Origin of the sequence: Symmachiella dynata, from assembly GCF_007747995.1 — a bacterium.
GTDB classification, from domain to species: Bacteria; Planctomycetota; Planctomycetia; order Planctomycetales; family Planctomycetaceae; genus Symmachiella; species Symmachiella dynata.
Genome location: NZ_CP036276.1, coordinates 7,089,725 through 7,108,228 on the forward strand (window position 1 = coordinate 7,089,725; position 18,504 = coordinate 7,108,228).

An 18,504-nucleotide genomic window follows, 5' to 3' on the forward strand; every position below is an offset into this window, starting at 1 on the left:
TGCTGGACGCATTTGCGGTGACTTGCCACAATGCGTCAACGATACAAAACACGAAGGAAGTTGCATGGACACCAAGAAACCGGGCGTTGTCAGTTACGATCAAGTCGGCGACGAGTATCTGCAAAACCGCAAGCTGCGCAAATCGGCGGGGTGGATTTTGTTGTGGGCCTTGGGGGTGGGAGCGGTTATTTCCGGCGATTATTACGGCTGGCAATTTGGTTTGGCGCAAGGGTTTAAAGCACTGGCGATTGCTACGGTTTTGATGGCCGCCATGTATGTTTGCATCGTGTTCACGATTGCCGAACTCTCTGCTGCGCTGCCGCATGCAGGGGGATTTTTCTCATTCACCCGCAATGCCTTTGGTCCAACGGGCGGATTTATTTGTGGCCTGACTGACACGATCGAATACGTGATCACACCAGCTGTGATCGTTGTCGGTATCGGCGGGTACGTCAACAAACTCGTGTTCGGCGACAGCACGCCGCCGGATGGGATCACCTTTTTCTGGTGGTTTTTGTTTTATGCGGTCTTCGTGGCCGTTAATATTCGTGGCGTGGAATTGACGTTGAAAATCGGCTTGTTGATCACCGGTATCGCTGCGGCAGTTTTGATTATGTTTTATATCAGCGCTGTGTCGTCCGGTGCATTCAGTTGGGAGAATTTGCAAAGATTCACTCCCCACGAGACAAAAGCATCTTCGTGGCTGCCTTCGGGGACTTGGCATATTTTTGCGGCATTACCTGCGGCCATGTGGTTCTACTTAGCGATCGAACAACTCCCACTCGCTGCGGAGGAAGCCCACGATGCCGTCAACGACATGCCCAAAGCATTGATTTGGGGGATGTTGACGTTGCTCATCCTGTCAATGTGCACGCTGGTTCTTAATACCGGAGTCATTTCCAATCCGCAGGAATTTTCGGAATCGGAAGCTCCTTTGGCGGACGGGTTGAGCGAAGTCTTCGGAATTGGTGCCGGGATGCGGCTTTTGACGCTCGTATCCCTAACCGGTCTGATCGCCAGTTTTCACGGCATCATCTACGCCTACGGGCGCGTGTTGTTTGCCCTGTCCCGCGCCGGCTATTTTCCACGGTGGATGTCACTCACCGGGAAAAACCATACTCCGTATGTCGCCATCATACTGGGGGCCGGGATAGGTTTTGCTTGCGCCGTAGTGATTCAATTCGCCGGCGACGACAGTTTGGTCGGCAAGTCGCTGCTGAGCATGGCGGTCTTCGGCGCCGTGATTTCTTACGCGATGGTCATGCTCAGTTTTATTAAACTCCGCATCACCCGTCCGAACATGCCGCGTCCCTATCGCAGCCCGTTGGGTATTCCCGGAGCCGTGGTGGGATTGGTGCTGTCGCTGATCGCACTGCTGGCCACCTTCGATGACAAAGCGGCCCGCCCCGGTGTGTGGGGGGTGGCGATCTTTGTGTTCGTGGGGATTGTGTATTTCTTCCTCTACAGCCGGCATCACCTCGTCGCCCAAGCCCCGGAAGAAGAGGACGCTCTGATTGCTCAAGCGGAACATGAATTGTCGCATTAGCGATCGAAGACGCTTTGCTACATGTCCCGCCGATAATAACCAAAGAGGCCACGTTGGACATCAACGACAATGAGGTCACAATTGGAGATTTTTCCCTCTGGGCTGAGCGGCCCGCGGATGATCAGAGCGAAATGAGGTTCACCCTTATGGTTACGCAGTGGCAAAAACCACTTCTCAAGTGATTTCCATCGGCGAAGGCCTTGAGGCTTCTGCTTCAGCCATCGACCATATCCATCAGGAGGCGCACTCGAAAGAATTCTCTTCGCTTCCTCCACTGGGATTCTCAATACCACTTCACGGGTTCCGTCGGCGCCACCTGGAGGAATGGCAATTCCTTTTGTATACGTGTCAATGTGCTCAACAAGTTCGACGGAATCCGTTCTGGGAATGTTAGCCAGTCGCAGTGCGTTATCAACCGCCGAGTCCGCGCGTGCTTGGTTACTACGGTGAACATGTATTGCGACCGAAATGGCTAGAACCTCGTAAACACAAATCGCGACAAGGCAACCACTAGCGATCCGTTTCATCGCGGGCTCATCCATTGCGAAGAATCATTTTTGTTTCTGGTTTCCGCGATTGAGAAGGCAACCAGAGACGGCGCAGCCAACAAGAAGCCACAATTACCGTGATTCCTAGCATACAGACAAAAAATCACTTCTCCAAGACCGCAAACTGCGACACGATGGCCTTCGCACACCGCAAACCATCGACAGCGGCGCTGATGATTCCACCGGCATACCCTGCTCCCTCGCCGGCGGGATAGAGGCCGGCGATGCCTGGGGTTTGGTAACTCTCGCGATCTCGGTCGATACGCACGGGAGAGCTACCGCGCATTTCGGGGCCGACCAGCACGGCGTTTTCCAGGAACTGGCCGCGCCATTTTTTGTCCATCACTTTTAGCCCGCTGCGGACGGCTTTGAGGATCACCGGGGGGAGGACTTCCGACAGGTTGGCCGAGACAGAGCCGCGCTGGTAGGAACAGACCGGCGGGCGGCCGTGTGGGCGACGGTCGGCTAAAAAATCCTCCGCGGTTTGCACCGGGCAGAGATAATCGCGACGGCCAATCTCATAGGCGATTGCTTCGTACTTACGCTGCACTTCGACGCCGGCCAGTGGATGGTTGCTCCCCATTTCCTCAGGCTCAAGCGTGACGACCAGTCCGCTGTTGGCGAAGGGTGTGTCGTGCCGAGAATTGCTCATGCCGTTGGTACAGAACATCTCCGGTTCCGACACGCTGGGAATAATCGAGCCACCCGCGCACATGCAGAACGTAAACAGATCCTTTTGGCCGCGGGCGACGAGATTGTAATCGGCAGCACCGAGCAGGTCGTAGTATGATTCCTTGCCGTATTTGCGGCGATTGATTTGGTCCTGCGGTTGTTCGATTCGCAGTCCCAATTGAAACGCCTTGGCACGCATTGGCACGCCCAGTTCGTGCAACATGTGATAGCTATCCCGCGCGCTATGCCCGATGCCCAACACGACCGCCCGCGTCGGTAAATAGCCGCTCGAAGTTTGCAGGCCGCGAACAACACCGTCGTTGATGTCCAGCCCCTCCATCTGGCAACCGAAACGATATTCACCTCCCAGGGCTTCGATCTTGCGGCGAAAGTTGCGCACCAACATCGGCAGCCGGTTGCTTCCCAGGTGGGGGCGGTGTTCGTAGCGGATCGACGGCTTGCCGCCGCACTCCACAAGTTGCTCCAACACCCAATCGACATCCGGCCCGCTCATGCGACAGGTCAGTTTCCCATCGCTGAACGTCCCCGCTCCCCCTTCGCCGAACAGGTAATTGTTCTCGCGATCAAACGCGCCCCCGGAATCGAAATCGCGAATCGCTTTCACGCGCGGTTTGACCGCTTGGCCCCGTTCTAAAATGATCGGGCAATAACCCCGCTGTGCCAAATAATACCCGGCCAACAATCCAGCCGGCCCCGACCCCACGACCACCGGCCGCTGCGGCAACGGTTCCGGCCCCGACGATGGCTCGACGAAGACCGGATCGCTGAACTGCGTCACCGCTTCCCCGCCGCTTTGCCGCGCCAACAGCGCCGTTTCGTCCGCCAAGTCCACGACGGTCGAATACACAAACTCCATCCGATTTCGCGACCGCGCATCCAAGCTTTTCCGCAAAATCCGCCACTGGCGAATCTCCTCATCGCCCACCCCCAACAATTCCGCCGCCGCACTACGGAGCGATTCTTCAGGAGCCTCGACAGGGAGACGGAGATTGGTGATTTTCAGGGACATTGGCGGACATTTCGGGTGGACGGACAATTTTTGCGACGGAGAAAGTGGATTCTTCCCGATTCGGTTGTCGCGAATCTAGCCGACGATTTCAAATGCACCAAGCTATTGGAAGGTGAATTTTCTTGTAAATCGGAATCTGGCGATCTATCGTGAACGGCGACAGTATCGCTTACAGGCGATTGACAACTTCGGGCCTAGCGCCCGGAAACGGTTGCATTCAAAGCCGATCATGTGATTGACAATTGACAGAAGAGAGATTCAATGCGTTCATTTTATCTGACTGCGAGTCTGTTGGTAGTGATTTCGCCCCTCATCGGGTGTGGTGGCGGTGGCGGTAGCGACAAGGACGATTCCATACAGCAAGTTGGCGTGGATACCAGATACGTTCTACCAGACGCGATATTTGCCGCGGTGATCAATGTACGGCAGATACACGAGTCACCGGTGTGGGAGGATCATCCCCAACACTTGAAATGGTCTGATTCATTCTTAGAGGCTTTCAGCTACGCGCAAATGGATCTGAAGTCTGGTGATTTTGGAGGAGACATCCGGCCAGAGAATATCAACCGTATCGTCTTGAGTGTGGGGTTTAGACCAGAAGATGCCACGACTAAAATTCCGGTCGCATTGGTTGCGCACTTCAAAGAAGCTCATGCTGATATTGAAACCATCGAACAATTTTGGGGACTTGCGGGTGATCCCGATTCAATTCAGAAAAAAGCAATTGGTGCCGCATCTTATTATTTCGTTCATCCAAAAAAGTATCTTTCAGAGGCGATGTTCGTTCACTTCCCGGATAAACGGACCGCCGTTGTTGTGAACAACGAAAAAATACTGCAGGCATTCATCGCAGAGAATTCCGATGTCACTTCACCAATTACAGAGAAGCTTCCAGATCTTGATCTTGGTCCCGACGCAACATTTCTGTTGGCGATAGACGACAAGCAAAGGGACATTATTAACACCTTTATTAACATCTATGGGAGAATGACTTCAGGGAAATTTCTAGGGAACTTGCCTGAAGGACTGCAAGAAGCGTCTCTCGCCGGATCACTTTCACCAGATTTAGAATTACAAGCCTCATGCCAATTCGTTGATTCGGAAATTGCCACCGCTGCGAATACATCCTTTACTGGATGGACGCAGAATTGTCTGTCCGTCGTATCCACTGCGCTGGGGGAAAATAATCCGCCCGTTTCAGCGGAGTTGAGAAAAGAAGTACTCGCGATCCAAAAATTACTGAGCGGACTTCAGTCCGACCAGAATGGCAGCCGAGTCGACATCCAAAGTTCAAATACTGATGGCATCGACGGCCTAGATGCCATGGCGGCTTTTACAAAGTTAAAACTCGCGGCTGTAGAATCTGACCGCAAGAGATTCCTAGCACGAGTGGATTATGAAAAATCCCATCCCCGCGGTTTCTCGTCACCCGCCAATTTGAAATACGTGCTGCCAAACGCCACATTAGGCGTTGCCATCAACGTGCACCAAGCCATGCAGTCACCTGTCTGGGAAAACAACACTGAAGTCAAAATGTACCTTCCCATGCTTCAGGCTCTTCTTCCCAACTTATCAGAGAGCGGGCTGAACCCGTCAAACATTGCTCAGGTTTTCGCGAGCATCGAACCGGCTGACGGGCCGGACATCTCAAGATCGTCGGTATCTGTTGTCCTGCAGCTCAAATCGCCGCATGCGGGTGAAGGTTTAGTGGAGCAATTCACAAAATCAAAGGGGCAAGAAAGCAAAATCAACAAATTGCAGTTTAATGGCCAATCTTATTTTAATCTTGACCCCAATAGCCCGCTGGGACGTCAGTTGTTTCTTCATTTCCCAGACGAAAATACAATCCTATTCGCTGGTCCAACGGAACAAGTGATACAGCAAGTTCTAAAACAAGACGCGTCACCCGATTCACCATTAGCCACAACGCTTAACACCGCTGATATGACACACGACATCGTATTTGTCGCTATCGCCGACGATCAAATTCGTGACTTCCTACGTAGAGTGTCTGCTATGTACTTGGGCGATGAAATGACCGGGCTGCTAAAACGTGCGGAAAACGCTGTCGTGTCCGGCACCTTTTCACCGAATGCTCGATACGAAGCCGCTCTTACGTTTAGCGATGAAAAAGCCGCTACGGATATGCGCACAGTCCTGTTGAATAAACTTCAGAGTGTCAAATCCACAGTCGAAACACGCATTGAGAAACTCAAGCCACTGCCGGATGTGAACATGCAAAAGCAAGTCATGCCGGAATTGAAAGCATTTATTGATGGTGTGCGTTCGGAGCAGACAGGAAAAACTACGCGATTCTTTGTTGTCGGTTTGGACAACATGAACCTGATCAAAGTGCGCGAAGCTGAAAAATGGCTAGCCTGGGGTGTTGACGATAACGATGAAGATTCATCGGAGGAGAATTCCTATGGCAGTCGGTCAAACGAATCCGATCCAGAGGATATCGAATCAACGATTAAGGACCGAGTCCAATACCATATTGACCACCTCACCAAGGAGAAATACAAATCGTTTGGGCCGGAACTTCGAGTCTCTTTTTGTGAAGCCCTAGGCAAAAGGGGAGCACATGCCAAAGCAGCCCTGCCCCATCTTCAAAAAATTGCCGATGATGCGGACGAAGACGAGTCGGTCCGCAAAGCCGCGGCACAGGCGATTAAAGATATCAATTCCGACATGGAACAAAATTAGCGGCCCGCCAAGCTATTAATCACGGCGGATCAAGCTGCCCGTTCTGCTGTGTACTTCAACCGTAACAATTCCTGCCCCGTGGGTTCGTGTACCGATTCGCTCAAGGGTTGGAAGCCGTAGTTGTCGTAGAATTTACGACCGATGGCGTTCGCGCGGAAGACTTCGACCTCGAGGACACTGTGTAAGTCCCGTGCTTGGTCCATCAAGGCGCGGCCGGCGCCGGTGCTGTGGAAGTCGGGTTGTACGAAAATCGCGCCGACTTCGTTGCCGATCAGGGCGATGAATCCGATCACGGTGCCGTCCTGTTCAACGACCCAAGTGTCGGCGTTCGGTAGATACATGTTAGGAATGTTGTGCCGTTCTTGGGCGAGGAACTCCTCGGTCAAAAACGGATGCGCCAACCGCGTCGCTGCCTCCCAAGAGGAGAGTACACCCTCTAAGTCTTTATCGACGTATTGGCGAATTGTGCGTTCCATGCGACTTAAATCCAGAATGATTGCGCCGGTCGCCGATTTTAGGTTTGCTCAGAAAAGACGAACCACGAAAGCAGCGAACGGCACGAAATACAAAGGGAAACAGCGATCACCTAACCATCAAATTAGGCCACCGCTTTGTGACAGCGGAGCGATATGGTAGGTGTTTGGGCGGCGCCAATCAATAACGCGTCACTTCGCAGCCCGGCAGGGTTCGCTGGAGCTCGTCGCGTTGGGCTTCGCTAAGTTCCAATCCTCCCAATCGCAGGCGGCGCAGATTGTGGAGGACGTATAGCTGCCGCACGCCGTCGAACGTCACTGCTGTTTCCGACAGATTAAGGTCTTCCAAATTGGCCAGCGGGAGCAGATGTTTGAGCCCCGCGTCAGTGATATCGGTCCCCACCAAGCTCAACGTTTCTAGGTTTTTCATATCCTGCAAGTGTTTCAATCCCTCACCGGTCACCGAGGTTCCGATCAACAGCAACGATTTGAGTCCGCTCGATTGACCGATATATTTCAGTCCCTGGTCTGTGAGTGGCGTGAGCGTGATTTCCAATTCTTCCAGCTGCTTCAGCTTCGATAATGATGCCAACCCACTCCCTTGAAATTCAGCTTGGCGTATTTTCAATCGCCGTAGATTCGATAGCGTACCAAAGCGGGACAGCCCCGCATCGGTAATGCTGGGATTCAGCAGGGTTAACGATTCAAGATTCGTGAACTGCCGGATGTAGTTCATGTCCTCATCGCTGGCATCGTAGAAACAAACGTTGCGGACATGCTGCAGCCAGTGCAATTTATCTGCGGCGGGCCGTAAATTCTCGGCATCTCCGGCGATCAATTCGATCCTTAGCAATTCGTGGTCGGTCCATTCCTGAAAAATTGCTGGGCCTATGTACTCCGTATTTGCGAAAGTCCCGGTACCTAACGTTGTCGTTTGATGAAACGAGGTTAAAAGTTCGAGAGAGTCTTTCGTGGATTTCGGTGGGGGTGGGGGCAACAATAGTGGAGATGTGCCCCCGGGATTTGTGATGCTGACCAGAGGACACTCCGCACGAATCACCGCGATCGCCCGCTGCTCCATCGCAATCGGCACCAGCCACTTCACGCTGATCACCGCCAACAGTGCGACAACAACTAGCAAATACGGCCAGCGCGCACGGCGTTTCGTCTTCGGCAGTTGAGTCGCTATGCCTGCCATGTTTTGCCCTTGGCAAGAATTCACTGTGTGGCGCCAATCAATAACGCGTCACTTCGCAGCCCGGCAAGGCTTGTTGCAGTTCGTCGCGTTGGGCATTGGTCATCCCAAAGCCTCCCAGTCGTAGGCGGCACAGGTTGTGGAGGACCTGTAACTGCCGCACGCCGTCGAGCGTCACTGCGGTTTCGGACAGGTCGAGGTCTTCCAAGTTGTCGAGAGTAAGTAGATAGGGCAGTCCGGCATCGGTGACCTTGGTTTCCAACAAGCTCAACGTTTTGAGTTGCTTCAGATCCGACAGATGTTTTAAGCCGTTGTCTGTAATGGGCAACCCCAAGAGCATGAGCGATTCCAGTCGCGGCAGATTCTTCAAGTGGACTAGACCGTCGTCCGTCACGCGTGTGCCCACAAATTGCAATGATTTGAGTCCGTTCAACTTGCAAACGTAACCTAGCCCTTCGTCGTTCAACTGCGTGTTCGTCAGGTCCAATTCTTCCAACTGTTCCATAGACGAGAAGGCCTTGAATCCGCGACCATTGATGTAGGCGTGAGGCAGGATCAGCCTGCGCAAATTTGTAATTTCACCAAACCTCGATAGACCCGCATCTGTGATAAATGGCGAGCGGAGGTTCAACGACTTGACCCTTGGTAATTGCCCGATGTAGGCGGCGTCCTCGTCCTCCAGGCCGAACAAATCGACATCGACAACGTCTTGCAGCCAATGCAACTGATCGGCCGCCGGACGCAAATCTTCGGCCGAGCCCTCGATCATTCGTACCCGCAGAAATTCGTGACCCGTCCACTCTCTAAGAAAATCCGGACCAACATAATCGGCATCCAGATTCGTAGATTTCCTTGCAGATAACATCCACGTTGAATGTGTTAAGAGAGAGAGCGCGGATGCCCCGGGTGGTGGCGCGGGCGGAGTTGTTGATGGAATTTGGATCCCTACTCTCGGACACTCCGCACGAATCACCGCAAGCGCCCGTTGCTCCATGCCGATCGGCACCAGCCACTTGATGCTGATCACCGCCAACACCGCTGCTGCGGCCAGAAAATATGGCCAGCGCGCGCGGCGTTTCGTCTTCGGCAATTGAGTCGCTGTGTCTGCCATGGCGCTTCCTTTGGCAAAGTCGGCTTGGGGCTTGAGGGGACAGGCTTGCGGCGGTTGGATTGTATGTCAAATGTGTTGGGCACGCCAATCGTTTCACCCACCCCTCCCTGGCCACTCCCTTCACCGCTCCGCATCACGCGTTGTGCGCGGGCCTCCCGATAAAGACTGGTTGTGCGCGGGTCTCCTGACCCCGCACCCAGCCGACCGCAGGTCTCCCGCAGAACGTGGATTCGAAACCGCCGTTGTTAATAAAAAAGCCTCACGCAAAGCCGCAAAGCTCGCAAAGAGATTTGCGATGTCGATGTGGTTAGCATCGGTTTGCGTAGATCGCGCCGTAACTGACAGAACATTTTTTAAAACGATGCCCCCCCGCCACACAGCCGCCATTCATACATTCATTTCTCCCGTTCACTCCTTAGCGGCCTTTGCGGCTTTGCGTGAGTCTTTCTTTTCTGCGTGTTGGAGCTTGACGGCTAATGCCTCGGCAGCGAGAACCCCCATAAAACGGGAGTCAATTTTGTGGGTTGTCGACCACTCACCCCGCCGTAAACATGTTGTGCGCGGATCTCCCGACCCTGCACCCTCATGACCGAAGGTCTCCGACCACCGTAAAATTCGAGAGACCGCTAAACCAGCAACATTCCTCCACGCCAACTCGCCACCAACCTTCCCGTATCACTTCTACTGCCGACTGTCGACCGGTTTGCACGATGCCTGCCACGCCAGCAACTCCGCTTGCATCCGCTCCACGATTTCCGGATGTTCAGCGGCGATGTTGTGGACTTCCTCCGGATCGGCCAGGATGTCGTACAATTCAAATACCGGTGGCCGGAGTGGTTTGCCGTTCGAGTCGCGCTTGCGTTTTCGAGTGTTGTTGATGAGCTTGTAGCGATTGTCCGTCCAGGCCAATGCATCGTGGTGTTGAAAACCGATGGGTCTGGGTCGCTCGGTGACGTTTTTTTCGATCAGCGGCAACAGGCTTGCGCCGTCGATCGCGCGCTCGGTGGGGATTTGTACGCCGAGCAATTCCAAAATCGTTGGCAGGTAGTCGCTGGTGACCGCTGGATAATCGCTCACCCTGCCAGCGGCGATCTTTGCGGGCCATTCGATCAGCCCCGGCACACGGACGCCCCCTTCGTACAAATCGCGTTTGCGGCCGCGATACGGACCGGCCGAACCGGGGGATGTTTTCGCTTGACCCTCCGGGCCGTTGTCGGAACAAAACGTCACCAACGTATTGTCTGCCACGTTCAAATCCCGCAGAGTCTGCCGCAACCGCCCGACTTGTTCATCCATCGCCGTGATGCAGCCGTAATAGTTCCGTGGAAAGTCATCGTACTCGGCATACAACTTGGCATGGTCCGGACCGGCAACGACTGGCAGGTGCGGGGTGTGAAACCAGACGACGACGAAGAACGGTTTCTGTTGTTCGGCAGCTTGAGTGATAAACGGCACCGCGCGATCCATAATGACCCGCGCATCGTCTCCTTCAAGATTCTCGGTCACGACCTCGCCGCGTTGATTCCAATACCGCGTCCCATAGGGAACGGCAGCGGCGCGATCCTGCAGGTAGTTCCAGCCTTTGCCAGATGCCTTGCCGTGCGGTTTGAGCATCGGGTCAAACGTGGGGACTTTGGCCTCGGTACTGAAGCAACGATCAAATCCGTTGTTCTGTGGCGGTGAAAAATGTGCCACATGTTTCGGCCCTCCGCGATTGGAATCGCGAATCGTTTTGGTCATGGTCCCCAAATGCCATTTGCCGAAATGTCCGGTGGTGTATCCCTGTTCGCGTAGCAGTTCCGCCAACGTCAATTCCTGTGGTGTCATGTGACCACTGTTGGCAGTCAAGATTCCATAACGGTACGGATGCCGCCCGGTCAGCACCGATCCCCGTGTGGGGCTACAGACCGGCGCTGCGGAATAAAATCGATTCAGCTTCAAACCGGCCCGCGCCATCGCATCCAGGTGCGGAGTCTTGATCACCGTATTTCCGTTAAAACCGGTATCCCCCCAACCCAGATCGTCGCACATGACAAGCACAACGTTCGGTGGGACGGCTGGCAAATCGCAGGAAACACCCAGCAACAACACGCACAGAGTTGCCATACAGCGAAACGACATGAAGAGCTCCCGGCAATTAACGTTAAAAAGTGGCAAGGAACCATTATCATACGGATTTCGTACGGCAATCGGTCAAGGTATTGGAATTCAGGTCCAATATTTTTCGCACAAAAACTTCGGTTTCCACAGCGAATGAGCAATCGTTTTTCAAATCGTGATCGTAGTGCCGAATACAACCGCAGAGGGTTGGTTTGTGACAATTGTAGCGGAGTCTCTTCGCGACCACGTTGCTCTACGCTGAGTCAACCGCTCGTTGCACAATGGCCGGAAAAATGGGCTCAACTTGCGAGAACCTATTCGGTCGGTTTACAATGAAGTCCACCAAATAACGTGACCTACCCCCCGCATATTCTTCTTTTTGAATCACAGAGGATTTCCGATGTCGATCATCACTCGCCGACGTTTTTTACAGACTTCGACCGCCGCAGCGGGCGCTTCGCTGTTGCTGACCGGCACGCAAGCGTCCGGTAAGGTCAATGGAGCCAATGATCGGGTGCGAATCGCCGTCGCCGGTTTGAATGGTCGCGGCAAAAGCCACCTGCAAGGTTGGCTGGGACAAAAGAACGTCGAAGTCGCTTACGTCATCGACCCCGATCAAGACGTCTTGGATCGCACGCTGAAAGCGCTTGCTGAAAAAGGTGTCACCAACGTCAAAGGCGCCGCTGATGTCCGGGAAGCCTTGGAAGATAAAAACGTCGACGCCATCTCCGTTGCCACCCCCAACCATTGGCACTCGCTGATCACGATTTGGGCGGCGCAACACGGCAAACATGTCTACGTTGAAAAACCGATGAGCCACGACATTGCTGAAGGCCGGGTCGCTGTCGAAGCCCAGAAAAAATACGGCGTCGTCGTGCAACACGGCACGCAGCGTCGCAGCAACGCACAGCTTGCCGGACTGGTCAAAGAAATCCAGGACGGCAAATTCGGCAAACTGAAAATCTCCTACGGATATTGCTGTAAGCCGCGGAATGGCATTGGACAGAAGAGTCCGACCACACCGCCATCGAACTTGAATTGGGATCTGTGGAAAGGCCCGGCACAGATTGACCAATATCACCCCAATTTCGTGCACTACAACTGGCACTGGTTCTGGGAAACCGGCAACGGTGACATGAACAACCAGGGGACGCACCAATTGGACGTCGCCCGCTGGGCACTCGACGAAGATCAAACGCACCCCGTTCGCGTGATGGGCATGGGCGGCCGGTTCCAATGGAACGACCAAGGCGAAACCCCCAACACGATGTTCGCCGTCGCCGAATATCCCAACGGACAGTACGTCTACTTCAATGTCCGGAACGTGAACTATAAGAATTACAAAAAGCAGGTCCTCAACGAGTACTACTTCGAGGATGGCGGAAAGATTCTCCCCAACCCGCAAGCGAAACATCGCGAAGGGGGCGACTACTGGAAGTACTTTGCCAAAGGCGATACCCAAGGCGAAGTGCTGACTGTCGCGGATGGTGATGTCACGCCCGGCGGCAACTGGGGCGCCTTCATTGCCGCCGTCCGCGAAGGAAACCCGGACATGGCCAACGGCAACGCCCTGGATGCCCACTACGGCTGCGTGCTGGGCCACATCATGAACAACTCGTATCGCTTGGGTGTGGACGTTCCGTTCAACAGCAAAGCGGGTAAGTTCGGTGAAAATACCGATGCCTACGAGCACTTCACGGCTCTGCACGACATCATGAGCAAAGACGTGGGACTGTCCGCCGAGGACAACAAATACACCGTTGGTCCCTGGTTGACCTTCGACGGTGCCAAGGAACGTCACACCGGCGATCATGCCGAAGCGGCCAATTCCTTGCTGAAAGACGCCAACACGACCGGCTTCGAAATCCCGCTGTTAGCGAGCCTCTAAGCCGCCGTGAAAAACGACAACTGACGAACCCGTATGCCCCCGGTTTGGTTTCGACCAAGCCGGGGGATTTGCATTCATCGAGTCACTGTACGCGTTTTACCCAACGATCCTCTTTGTTCTCGACAGGTCACGCGTGGAAGCGTCGAACATCATTTTTCAGGGCCGGGGTCTGTGGTGGCTGTGGTTGAGCCTAGCCGCACTCGCGGCCGCCGGCGTGATTTTTCTTTACCGTTACGAACGCCGTTTGGTGGCGGCGCGGATCGGGAATTCGCTGTTAGCCTTACGGCTGTCCGCCATCGCCTTGCTGTTCTTCGCGCTGTTGCAACCGGTACTGGCCGTCGTGCGCGAGCGCGCTGCTGAACGGCGGATATTGATTGCCATCGATGTCTCGCAAAGCATGCAGACACCCGATCCCCAGGCGAGCGACGCGGAAAAACTGCGCTGGGCGCGGGCCTTGGGAACCATCGGCAATGACCACAACCGCGACCGTATAGACCAATGGCTGCAGGCTTTGGAAAATGAGCAAGAACCGAAATGGGTCGCATCCGGCGACGGCGAAGCGGCAGTGCAACTCGCACAAACGCGCCGCGATAGCCTGCATCAACTCCTGGATGAAATCGGCGCTCTGCAACGCCGCGAAATTGTTCAGCGGATACTGACGTCAACGACCACGCCGTTACTCGCCAAGTTACAACGGATTGGTGATGTGCAAATCCATTTGTTCGCCGACAAGGCTGTAGCCGTCGACGGGGATGCGTTGTCGCTCATGGACCTCAACGAACAGGAGTTGGGCTTGAACGTCGGTGTGACAAATTTGCAGGCGGGAATCGCAGCCGGGACTTCTTCTGTTGAGCAGCCATCGACAGCGGGAATCGTACTCCTTACCGACGGCCGCGATACTTCAACGCACGATCCCATCGCAACGGCCCGCGCGCTCGGCCGCGAAAACATTCCGCTGTTCCCGGTGCTCATTGGCAGCCCCCGCAAACCGGTCGACATCACCGTTACCGATCTCGATTTTCCCACGTCCGTCTTTTTAGGCGACACCCCGCGACTGACGGCAACCCTCGCCACGACCGGTTTTGCAGGCCGCGCCCTCGAAGTCATCCTGCAACCAGCATCCGGTGCTGCAATGCGAAAAATGGTCAACGTCGAAGCGGACACGACAACCGTCGCATTTGACTGGCCGGCCGATTCAGCGGGGCGGTCTTCGTTCAGCCTCTCCGTCGCTGCACAACCGGAAGAACTTCGCGACGACAATAACTCGGCCGAATTCGCGCTTACGGTCGTCGATGACACAATCCGCGTGCTATTGATCGAGGAGGAAGCTCGCTGGGAATTTCGGTTTATCGATAACGCCTTTCTGCGCGACAGCCGCGTTGATGTCGCGCAGGTGATCTTTGAACAGCCGTTTCTCAACGTCTTGGATGCATCATTCTTCCCCCGTCAATTGGACTGGCCGGACGATCCCGCTGCCTGGGACAAATCCGCACTGGCCGAAACTGATGTGGTGATTGTGGGCGATGTCTCGCAAACACATCTGACACCCGCTGACTGGGAAAGCTTGGACCGTTACGTCGACGCCGGCCGCGGCACACTCGTGCTCTTAGCAGGGAAAAACCATGCGACGGACGGTGAACTTCCTCCCGCCTTGCAGCGCCTGTTGCCGGTTTCTGATTTGCGGATCGAGCAATTCGCTAAAAAGTCTGCACAATCGTCGCCTAGCGAACGCGGCTTTCATCTCGCGCTCACCCCCGAAGGGGAACGCGAACCGATGCTGCAGTTCGCCGCCGATCCCCAAGCCAATCGTGAAATCTGGCGTAATTTTCCCGGACATGTTTGGGGCATGACCGGTACCGCTAAACCAGGCGCAAGCGTTTTGGCGACCATGGTTCCCCCCGCCGACGCTCCACCGGGAACCTCAAAGAATCGCGCAATTCTGGCACGACAAACCTACGGCCTGGGGCAGGTTTTGTGGTTGGGCATCGACAGCACATGGCGATGGCGGCACCGCGCGGGAGACCGGTATCACCACCGTTTTTGGGGCCAGTTGGCCCGCTGGGGCGCACGTCAGCAAAGCCTGGGTGGAACGGACAGTGTGAAATTTGGTTTTGAGCGAAGCGATATTGCCCAAGGAGAAACAGCAGTCGTGCGTGCTCGATTCAATCGTGTATTTCTCGAACGCTATCCGCAATTGACAGCGACAGCCGAACTAGTCGCCGCGGGGGAATCGCGTATCTTGCAAACACTTCCCTTAACCCCGTCGCCCGGTCGCCCCTTGGCGTATGAAGGAGAGGCGGTCGACTTGCCGCCGGGGGAATACACGGCCCGCCTGAAAGTCGACGGAGCAGATTTGGGTGCGGCAGAATTCGTGGCGACGTTGTTTGTCTCGCAACCGCCAACGAAGGAACTGACCGACCTAAGCGCCAACGCGGAGCTGTTATCACAACTTGCCACCGTCAGCGGCGGACGGTTGATCGGCCCCGATGACTTGTCCGAGTTGCCGCAATTGCTCAATGCTGCTGAGGCCGCGCACGGTGATCGGGATGAAGTCGCACTCTGGCAACACCCGTTGCTATTGCTACTGTTCTGCGCATTGGTCACGACCGAATGGGTGGTCCGCAAACTGAACGGCTTACCGTGAACTACAGTGGTGCAGCGGTCATTGCGGCAAGACGGGGACCAGTGGTAATTGGAGCAATAAGGAGAGTTGCTTCAATCGCGATTGGCGGCGGATCCCAAGTTTCATGACGCGGGAAATCCTTTGGAACTTCCCTTGGCGGCTTTCAAATTTCTGGCAAAATAGCCGCACGAGTTGCGCCCGATCGTCGTCGGCGTTCGTGGTTGATTCCAACCGCCGCAACAACGTGCGGGCTTGGCCAATCCCAGCCGTCAAGTTGGCAGTCTGCCGTCCCACATACGCAGGCAAATTCGATAACAGTCGGCCGATGTGCACATGCGTGCTCCGTGCTCCGACGCAATTTTTGCTGTGCTGTCGGTAGCGGACTGTCGCAGTCGGTAAATAATGAATCCGGCCGGTTGTCGCAGCGCACAAAGCCAGCCACCAGTCGTGCAGCGCCGCATCGGTAGGAATCGGCACGGCCAGTTCCAACAATGCGCGATTGACCAATGCCGTACAACCGGTGACAAAATTTTGCACCAGCAACGTCTTGAGGGGTTGATGGGGCGAATGGGCCAAGCCTTCGTAGCCCATAAAAGAGTCGTGAATTAACCGCAGGTCTTCATCCACGACCGCCAAGTCGGAATGGACCAGTTGCGGGACATCGCGACCATCTTCGTCTTCCGCGCAGAGAATCAGTTCCATCTGTCGTGCGATTTTTTCGGGATGCCAAACGTCATCCTGATCGGCGAAGAGGACATAGGGGGCGCCGGCGTCATAAGCCGCTTCCAGCAATGTGCCGAAATTCTGTGTGGTTCCCAGCCAGCCCTGCGCGTCGTTGAGTAGCGTAATACGATGGTCGTTGTTCGCTAACTCTCGGACAATGTCGACGGTGCGGTCGCTGGAACTATCGTCCCGAACCAGCAAAGTCCAATTGGTATAGGTTTGTTGTTGCAGGCTTTCGATTTGTTCGCGGATGTAATCTTGGCCGTTGTAAGCGGCCAGGACGATCGTCACCGGCGGCCCGGCGCAGACCAGGGACGTTTGCGAACTTGACTCGATTTCGTGGCAGCTCTGGGTGTCTAACACTATCGCATGCTTTCCCGTATCAATACCGCCTCGGCGGCGTGGATTGGGGGTCTCGGGTTTTTTAGTCAATGGCGCGAGGCATTTCGCTCTGTGCTGACTGCACGAACATTGGCATCCCGTCATTGCGTGGCGAAGGGTACTCATCCCCGCCAAATTGGGCAATACGACTTTGCTACTCAGTTGTTACGTCAAAACGGTGTCTCAAAACTGCGGCGGTCTTGGCAACAACTGTTTGAAATGGCGAGATTCATCTTTTGTTCACAAAAACCAGGCTGGTTTACACGTCAAATCACGGTTGATAGAGTTGGCCGTCGAACATTCGGATTCTATTCATCTCCAACGGCGAAGATCCTACCAGTTAAACAACGCGGAACCTCCGCAAATCATCTCAAAAGGAATGGGCCATGCCTTTAAAAGGAATCGTTCTCGCCGGTGGTGCGGGAACCCGGTTGCACCCGGTCACACGTGTCATCAATAAACAACTGCTACCGGTCTACGACAAACCGATGGTCTATTATCCGCTGAGCACCTTGATGCTAGCGGGAATTCGCGATGTGTTGATTATCAGCACGCCCGAGGATCTGCCGCTCTTTCAAACGCTGTTGGGGGATGGCTCGCAATGGGGCATGCGGCTCAGTTTTGTCGTACAGCCGACTCCGGCCGGCCTTGCGCAGGCGTTTATCCTGGGCGAGGAATTCATTGGCGACGACCCGGTTTGCCTGATTCTGGGCGACAATATTTTTTACGGACACGACCTGCAATTCGCATTGGAGAATGCAGGGAAATCCTCAGCCGGTGCGACCGTATTCGCCTATTATGTCCGGGACCCACAGCGCTACGGTGTCGTCAATTTCGACGCCGAAGGCCGGGCGATCGATATTGAAGAAAAACCAGCCCATCCCAAATCGAATTACGCGGTCACAGGTCTGTACTTCTATGACAATCGTGTGATCGAAATCGCCAAAAACCTGAAGCCCTCTGCTCGTGGCGAGCTCGAAATCACGGATGTGAACCGCCGCTATTTGAACGATGGCGAGCTGCGGATTGAACTCTTAGGACGCGGTAGTGCCTGGTTGGATACGGGAACCCCCGCATCGCTGCTGCAAGCGGCCTCATTCATCGAAGCGGTCGAGCAACGGCAAGGTTTAAAAATCTCTTGCCCGGAAGAAATCGCGTTTCGTATGGGGTTCATTGATGCTGATCAACTCCGCGCGTTAGCCGAGCCGCTGAAAAAGAATACGTACGGAGAATATCTGCAGGAAATCGCCGACGGAGAATCGTCGCCGTTGATCGAAGACCACGATAGTCGCGTTCGCCGCGAGAACAGTTAAACATCGCGTCTCTACGCGGACCTTGTTCGTGTTGCGCGACATCTATTCAGCTCAGTCCCTAGGACAAAGCCTACGGCACTGAGTAACGATAAAGCACAGGTTCTGGGTGGTTGAGGACGAGCATTCGCTCGTTCCCAGGGCGTTTGGCATTCCTGTGTCTTATAAACTGGGGGCGGACTTTGTCCGTCCCCAGCC

General features: G+C 54.8%; 12 protein-coding genes. 5 read left to right on the forward strand and 7 right to left on the reverse strand.

The genetic code is table 11. The annotated features are described in order from the left end of the window. Positions 1–64: 64 nt before the first annotated feature. A complete protein-coding gene (gene eat / locus Mal52_RS27050; RefSeq protein WP_145379887.1) occupies positions 65–1,546 on the forward strand; it encodes an ethanolamine permease in 1,482 nt (493 codons plus the stop codon). Positions 1,547–1,563: 17 nt separating this feature from the next. On the opposite strand, the gene Mal52_RS27055 is transcribed toward eat, so the two are convergent. Then, the gene (locus Mal52_RS27055; RefSeq protein WP_145379888.1) at positions 1,564–2,073 is read right to left on the reverse strand and encodes a hypothetical protein; all 510 of its coding nucleotides are present in this window, start codon (positions 2,071–2,073) and stop codon (positions 1,564–1,566) included. A 124-nt stretch (positions 2,074–2,197) separates the two neighbouring features. Beyond that, positions 2,198–3,796, reverse strand: coding sequence for an NAD(P)/FAD-dependent oxidoreductase (locus Mal52_RS27060; protein WP_145379890.1), 1,599 nt, complete (start codon positions 3,794–3,796; stop codon positions 2,198–2,200). Positions 3,797–4,057: 261 nt separating this feature from the next. Here Mal52_RS27060 and Mal52_RS27065 point away from each other — a divergent pair, with 261 nt between their 5' ends. Then, positions 4,058–6,502 carry a HEAT repeat domain-containing protein gene (locus tag Mal52_RS27065; RefSeq protein WP_145379892.1) on the forward strand — a complete coding sequence of 815 codons (2,445 nt, stop codon included), beginning with the start codon at positions 4,058–4,060 and terminating at the stop codon, positions 6,500–6,502. 29 nt (positions 6,503–6,531) lie between these two features. Here the strand turns inward: Mal52_RS27065 and Mal52_RS27070 are convergent, their stop codons facing one another. The 4 genes from Mal52_RS27070 to Mal52_RS27085 form a co-directional block, all read right to left on the reverse strand. Further along, entirely contained in the window at positions 6,532–6,978 is a 447-nt protein-coding gene (locus Mal52_RS27070) for a GNAT family N-acetyltransferase (RefSeq protein WP_145379894.1), read from the reverse strand. A gap of 178 nt (positions 6,979–7,156) precedes the next feature. Beyond that, positions 7,157–8,173: a leucine-rich repeat domain-containing protein gene (locus tag Mal52_RS27075; protein WP_145379897.1), complete on the reverse strand. Its 1,017-nt coding sequence runs from the start codon at positions 8,171–8,173 to the stop codon at positions 7,157–7,159. Between the two features lie 37 nt (positions 8,174–8,210). After that, entirely contained in the window at positions 8,211–9,281 is a 1,071-nt protein-coding gene (locus Mal52_RS27080; protein ID WP_145379898.1) for a leucine-rich repeat domain-containing protein, read from the reverse strand. A gap of 681 nt (positions 9,282–9,962) precedes the next feature. Continuing rightward, positions 9,963–11,402 carry a sulfatase family protein gene (locus Mal52_RS27085; RefSeq protein ID WP_197534492.1) on the reverse strand — a complete coding sequence of 480 codons (1,440 nt, stop codon included), beginning with the start codon at positions 11,400–11,402 and terminating at the stop codon, positions 9,963–9,965. A 379-nt stretch (positions 11,403–11,781) separates the two neighbouring features. On the opposite strand from Mal52_RS27085, the gene Mal52_RS27090 reads away from it, so the two are divergent. After that, the gene (locus Mal52_RS27090) at positions 11,782–13,269 is read left to right on the forward strand and encodes a Gfo/Idh/MocA family protein (protein WP_145379900.1); all 1,488 of its coding nucleotides are present in this window, start codon (positions 11,782–11,784) and stop codon (positions 13,267–13,269) included. Positions 13,270–13,402: 133 nt separating this feature from the next. Next, positions 13,403–15,913, forward strand: a complete 2,511-nt coding sequence (locus tag Mal52_RS27095) for a vWA domain-containing protein (RefSeq protein ID WP_145379902.1) — start codon at positions 13,403–13,405, stop codon at positions 15,911–15,913. 18 nt (positions 15,914–15,931) lie between these two features. On the opposite strand, the gene Mal52_RS27100 is transcribed toward Mal52_RS27095, so the two are convergent. Beyond that, positions 15,932–16,978 carry a glycosyltransferase family 2 protein gene (locus Mal52_RS27100; protein ID WP_197534493.1) on the reverse strand — a complete coding sequence of 349 codons (1,047 nt, stop codon included), beginning with the start codon at positions 16,976–16,978 and terminating at the stop codon, positions 15,932–15,934. 404 nt (positions 16,979–17,382) lie between these two features. On the opposite strand from Mal52_RS27100, the gene rfbA reads away from it, so the two are divergent. Next, entirely contained in the window at positions 17,383–18,309 is a 927-nt protein-coding gene (rfbA, locus tag Mal52_RS27105; RefSeq protein WP_145379906.1) for a glucose-1-phosphate thymidylyltransferase RfbA, read from the forward strand. Positions 18,310–18,504 lie beyond the last annotated feature (195 nt).

What these genes read in the sequence shown, in the direction of transcription:
- eat (WP_145379887.1), top strand. Translation starts at nt 65, where the DNA reads ATGGACACCAAGAAACCGGGCGTTGTCAGTTACGATCAAGTCGGCGAC.
- Mal52_RS27055 (WP_145379888.1), bottom strand. Translation starts at nt 2,073, where the DNA reads ATGAAACGGATCGCTAGTGGTTGCCTTGTCGCGATTTGTGTTTACGAG.
- Mal52_RS27060 (WP_145379890.1), bottom strand. Translation starts at nt 3,796, where the DNA reads ATGTCCCTGAAAATCACCAATCTCCGTCTCCCTGTCGAGGCTCCTGAA.
- Mal52_RS27065 (WP_145379892.1), top strand. Translation starts at nt 4,058, where the DNA reads ATGCGTTCATTTTATCTGACTGCGAGTCTGTTGGTAGTGATTTCGCCC.
- Mal52_RS27070 (WP_145379894.1), bottom strand. Translation starts at nt 6,978, where the DNA reads ATGGAACGCACAATTCGCCAATACGTCGATAAAGACTTAGAGGGTGTA.
- Mal52_RS27075 (WP_145379897.1), bottom strand. Translation starts at nt 8,173, where the DNA reads ATGGCAGGCATAGCGACTCAACTGCCGAAGACGAAACGCCGTGCGCGC.
- Mal52_RS27080 (WP_145379898.1), bottom strand. Translation starts at nt 9,281, where the DNA reads ATGGCAGACACAGCGACTCAATTGCCGAAGACGAAACGCCGCGCGCGC.
- Mal52_RS27085 (WP_197534492.1), bottom strand. Translation starts at nt 11,402, where the DNA reads ATGTCGTTTCGCTGTATGGCAACTCTGTGCGTGTTGTTGCTGGGTGTT.
- Mal52_RS27090 (WP_145379900.1), top strand. Translation starts at nt 11,782, where the DNA reads ATGTCGATCATCACTCGCCGACGTTTTTTACAGACTTCGACCGCCGCA.
- rfbA (WP_145379906.1), top strand. Translation starts at nt 17,383, where the DNA reads ATGCCTTTAAAAGGAATCGTTCTCGCCGGTGGTGCGGGAACCCGGTTG.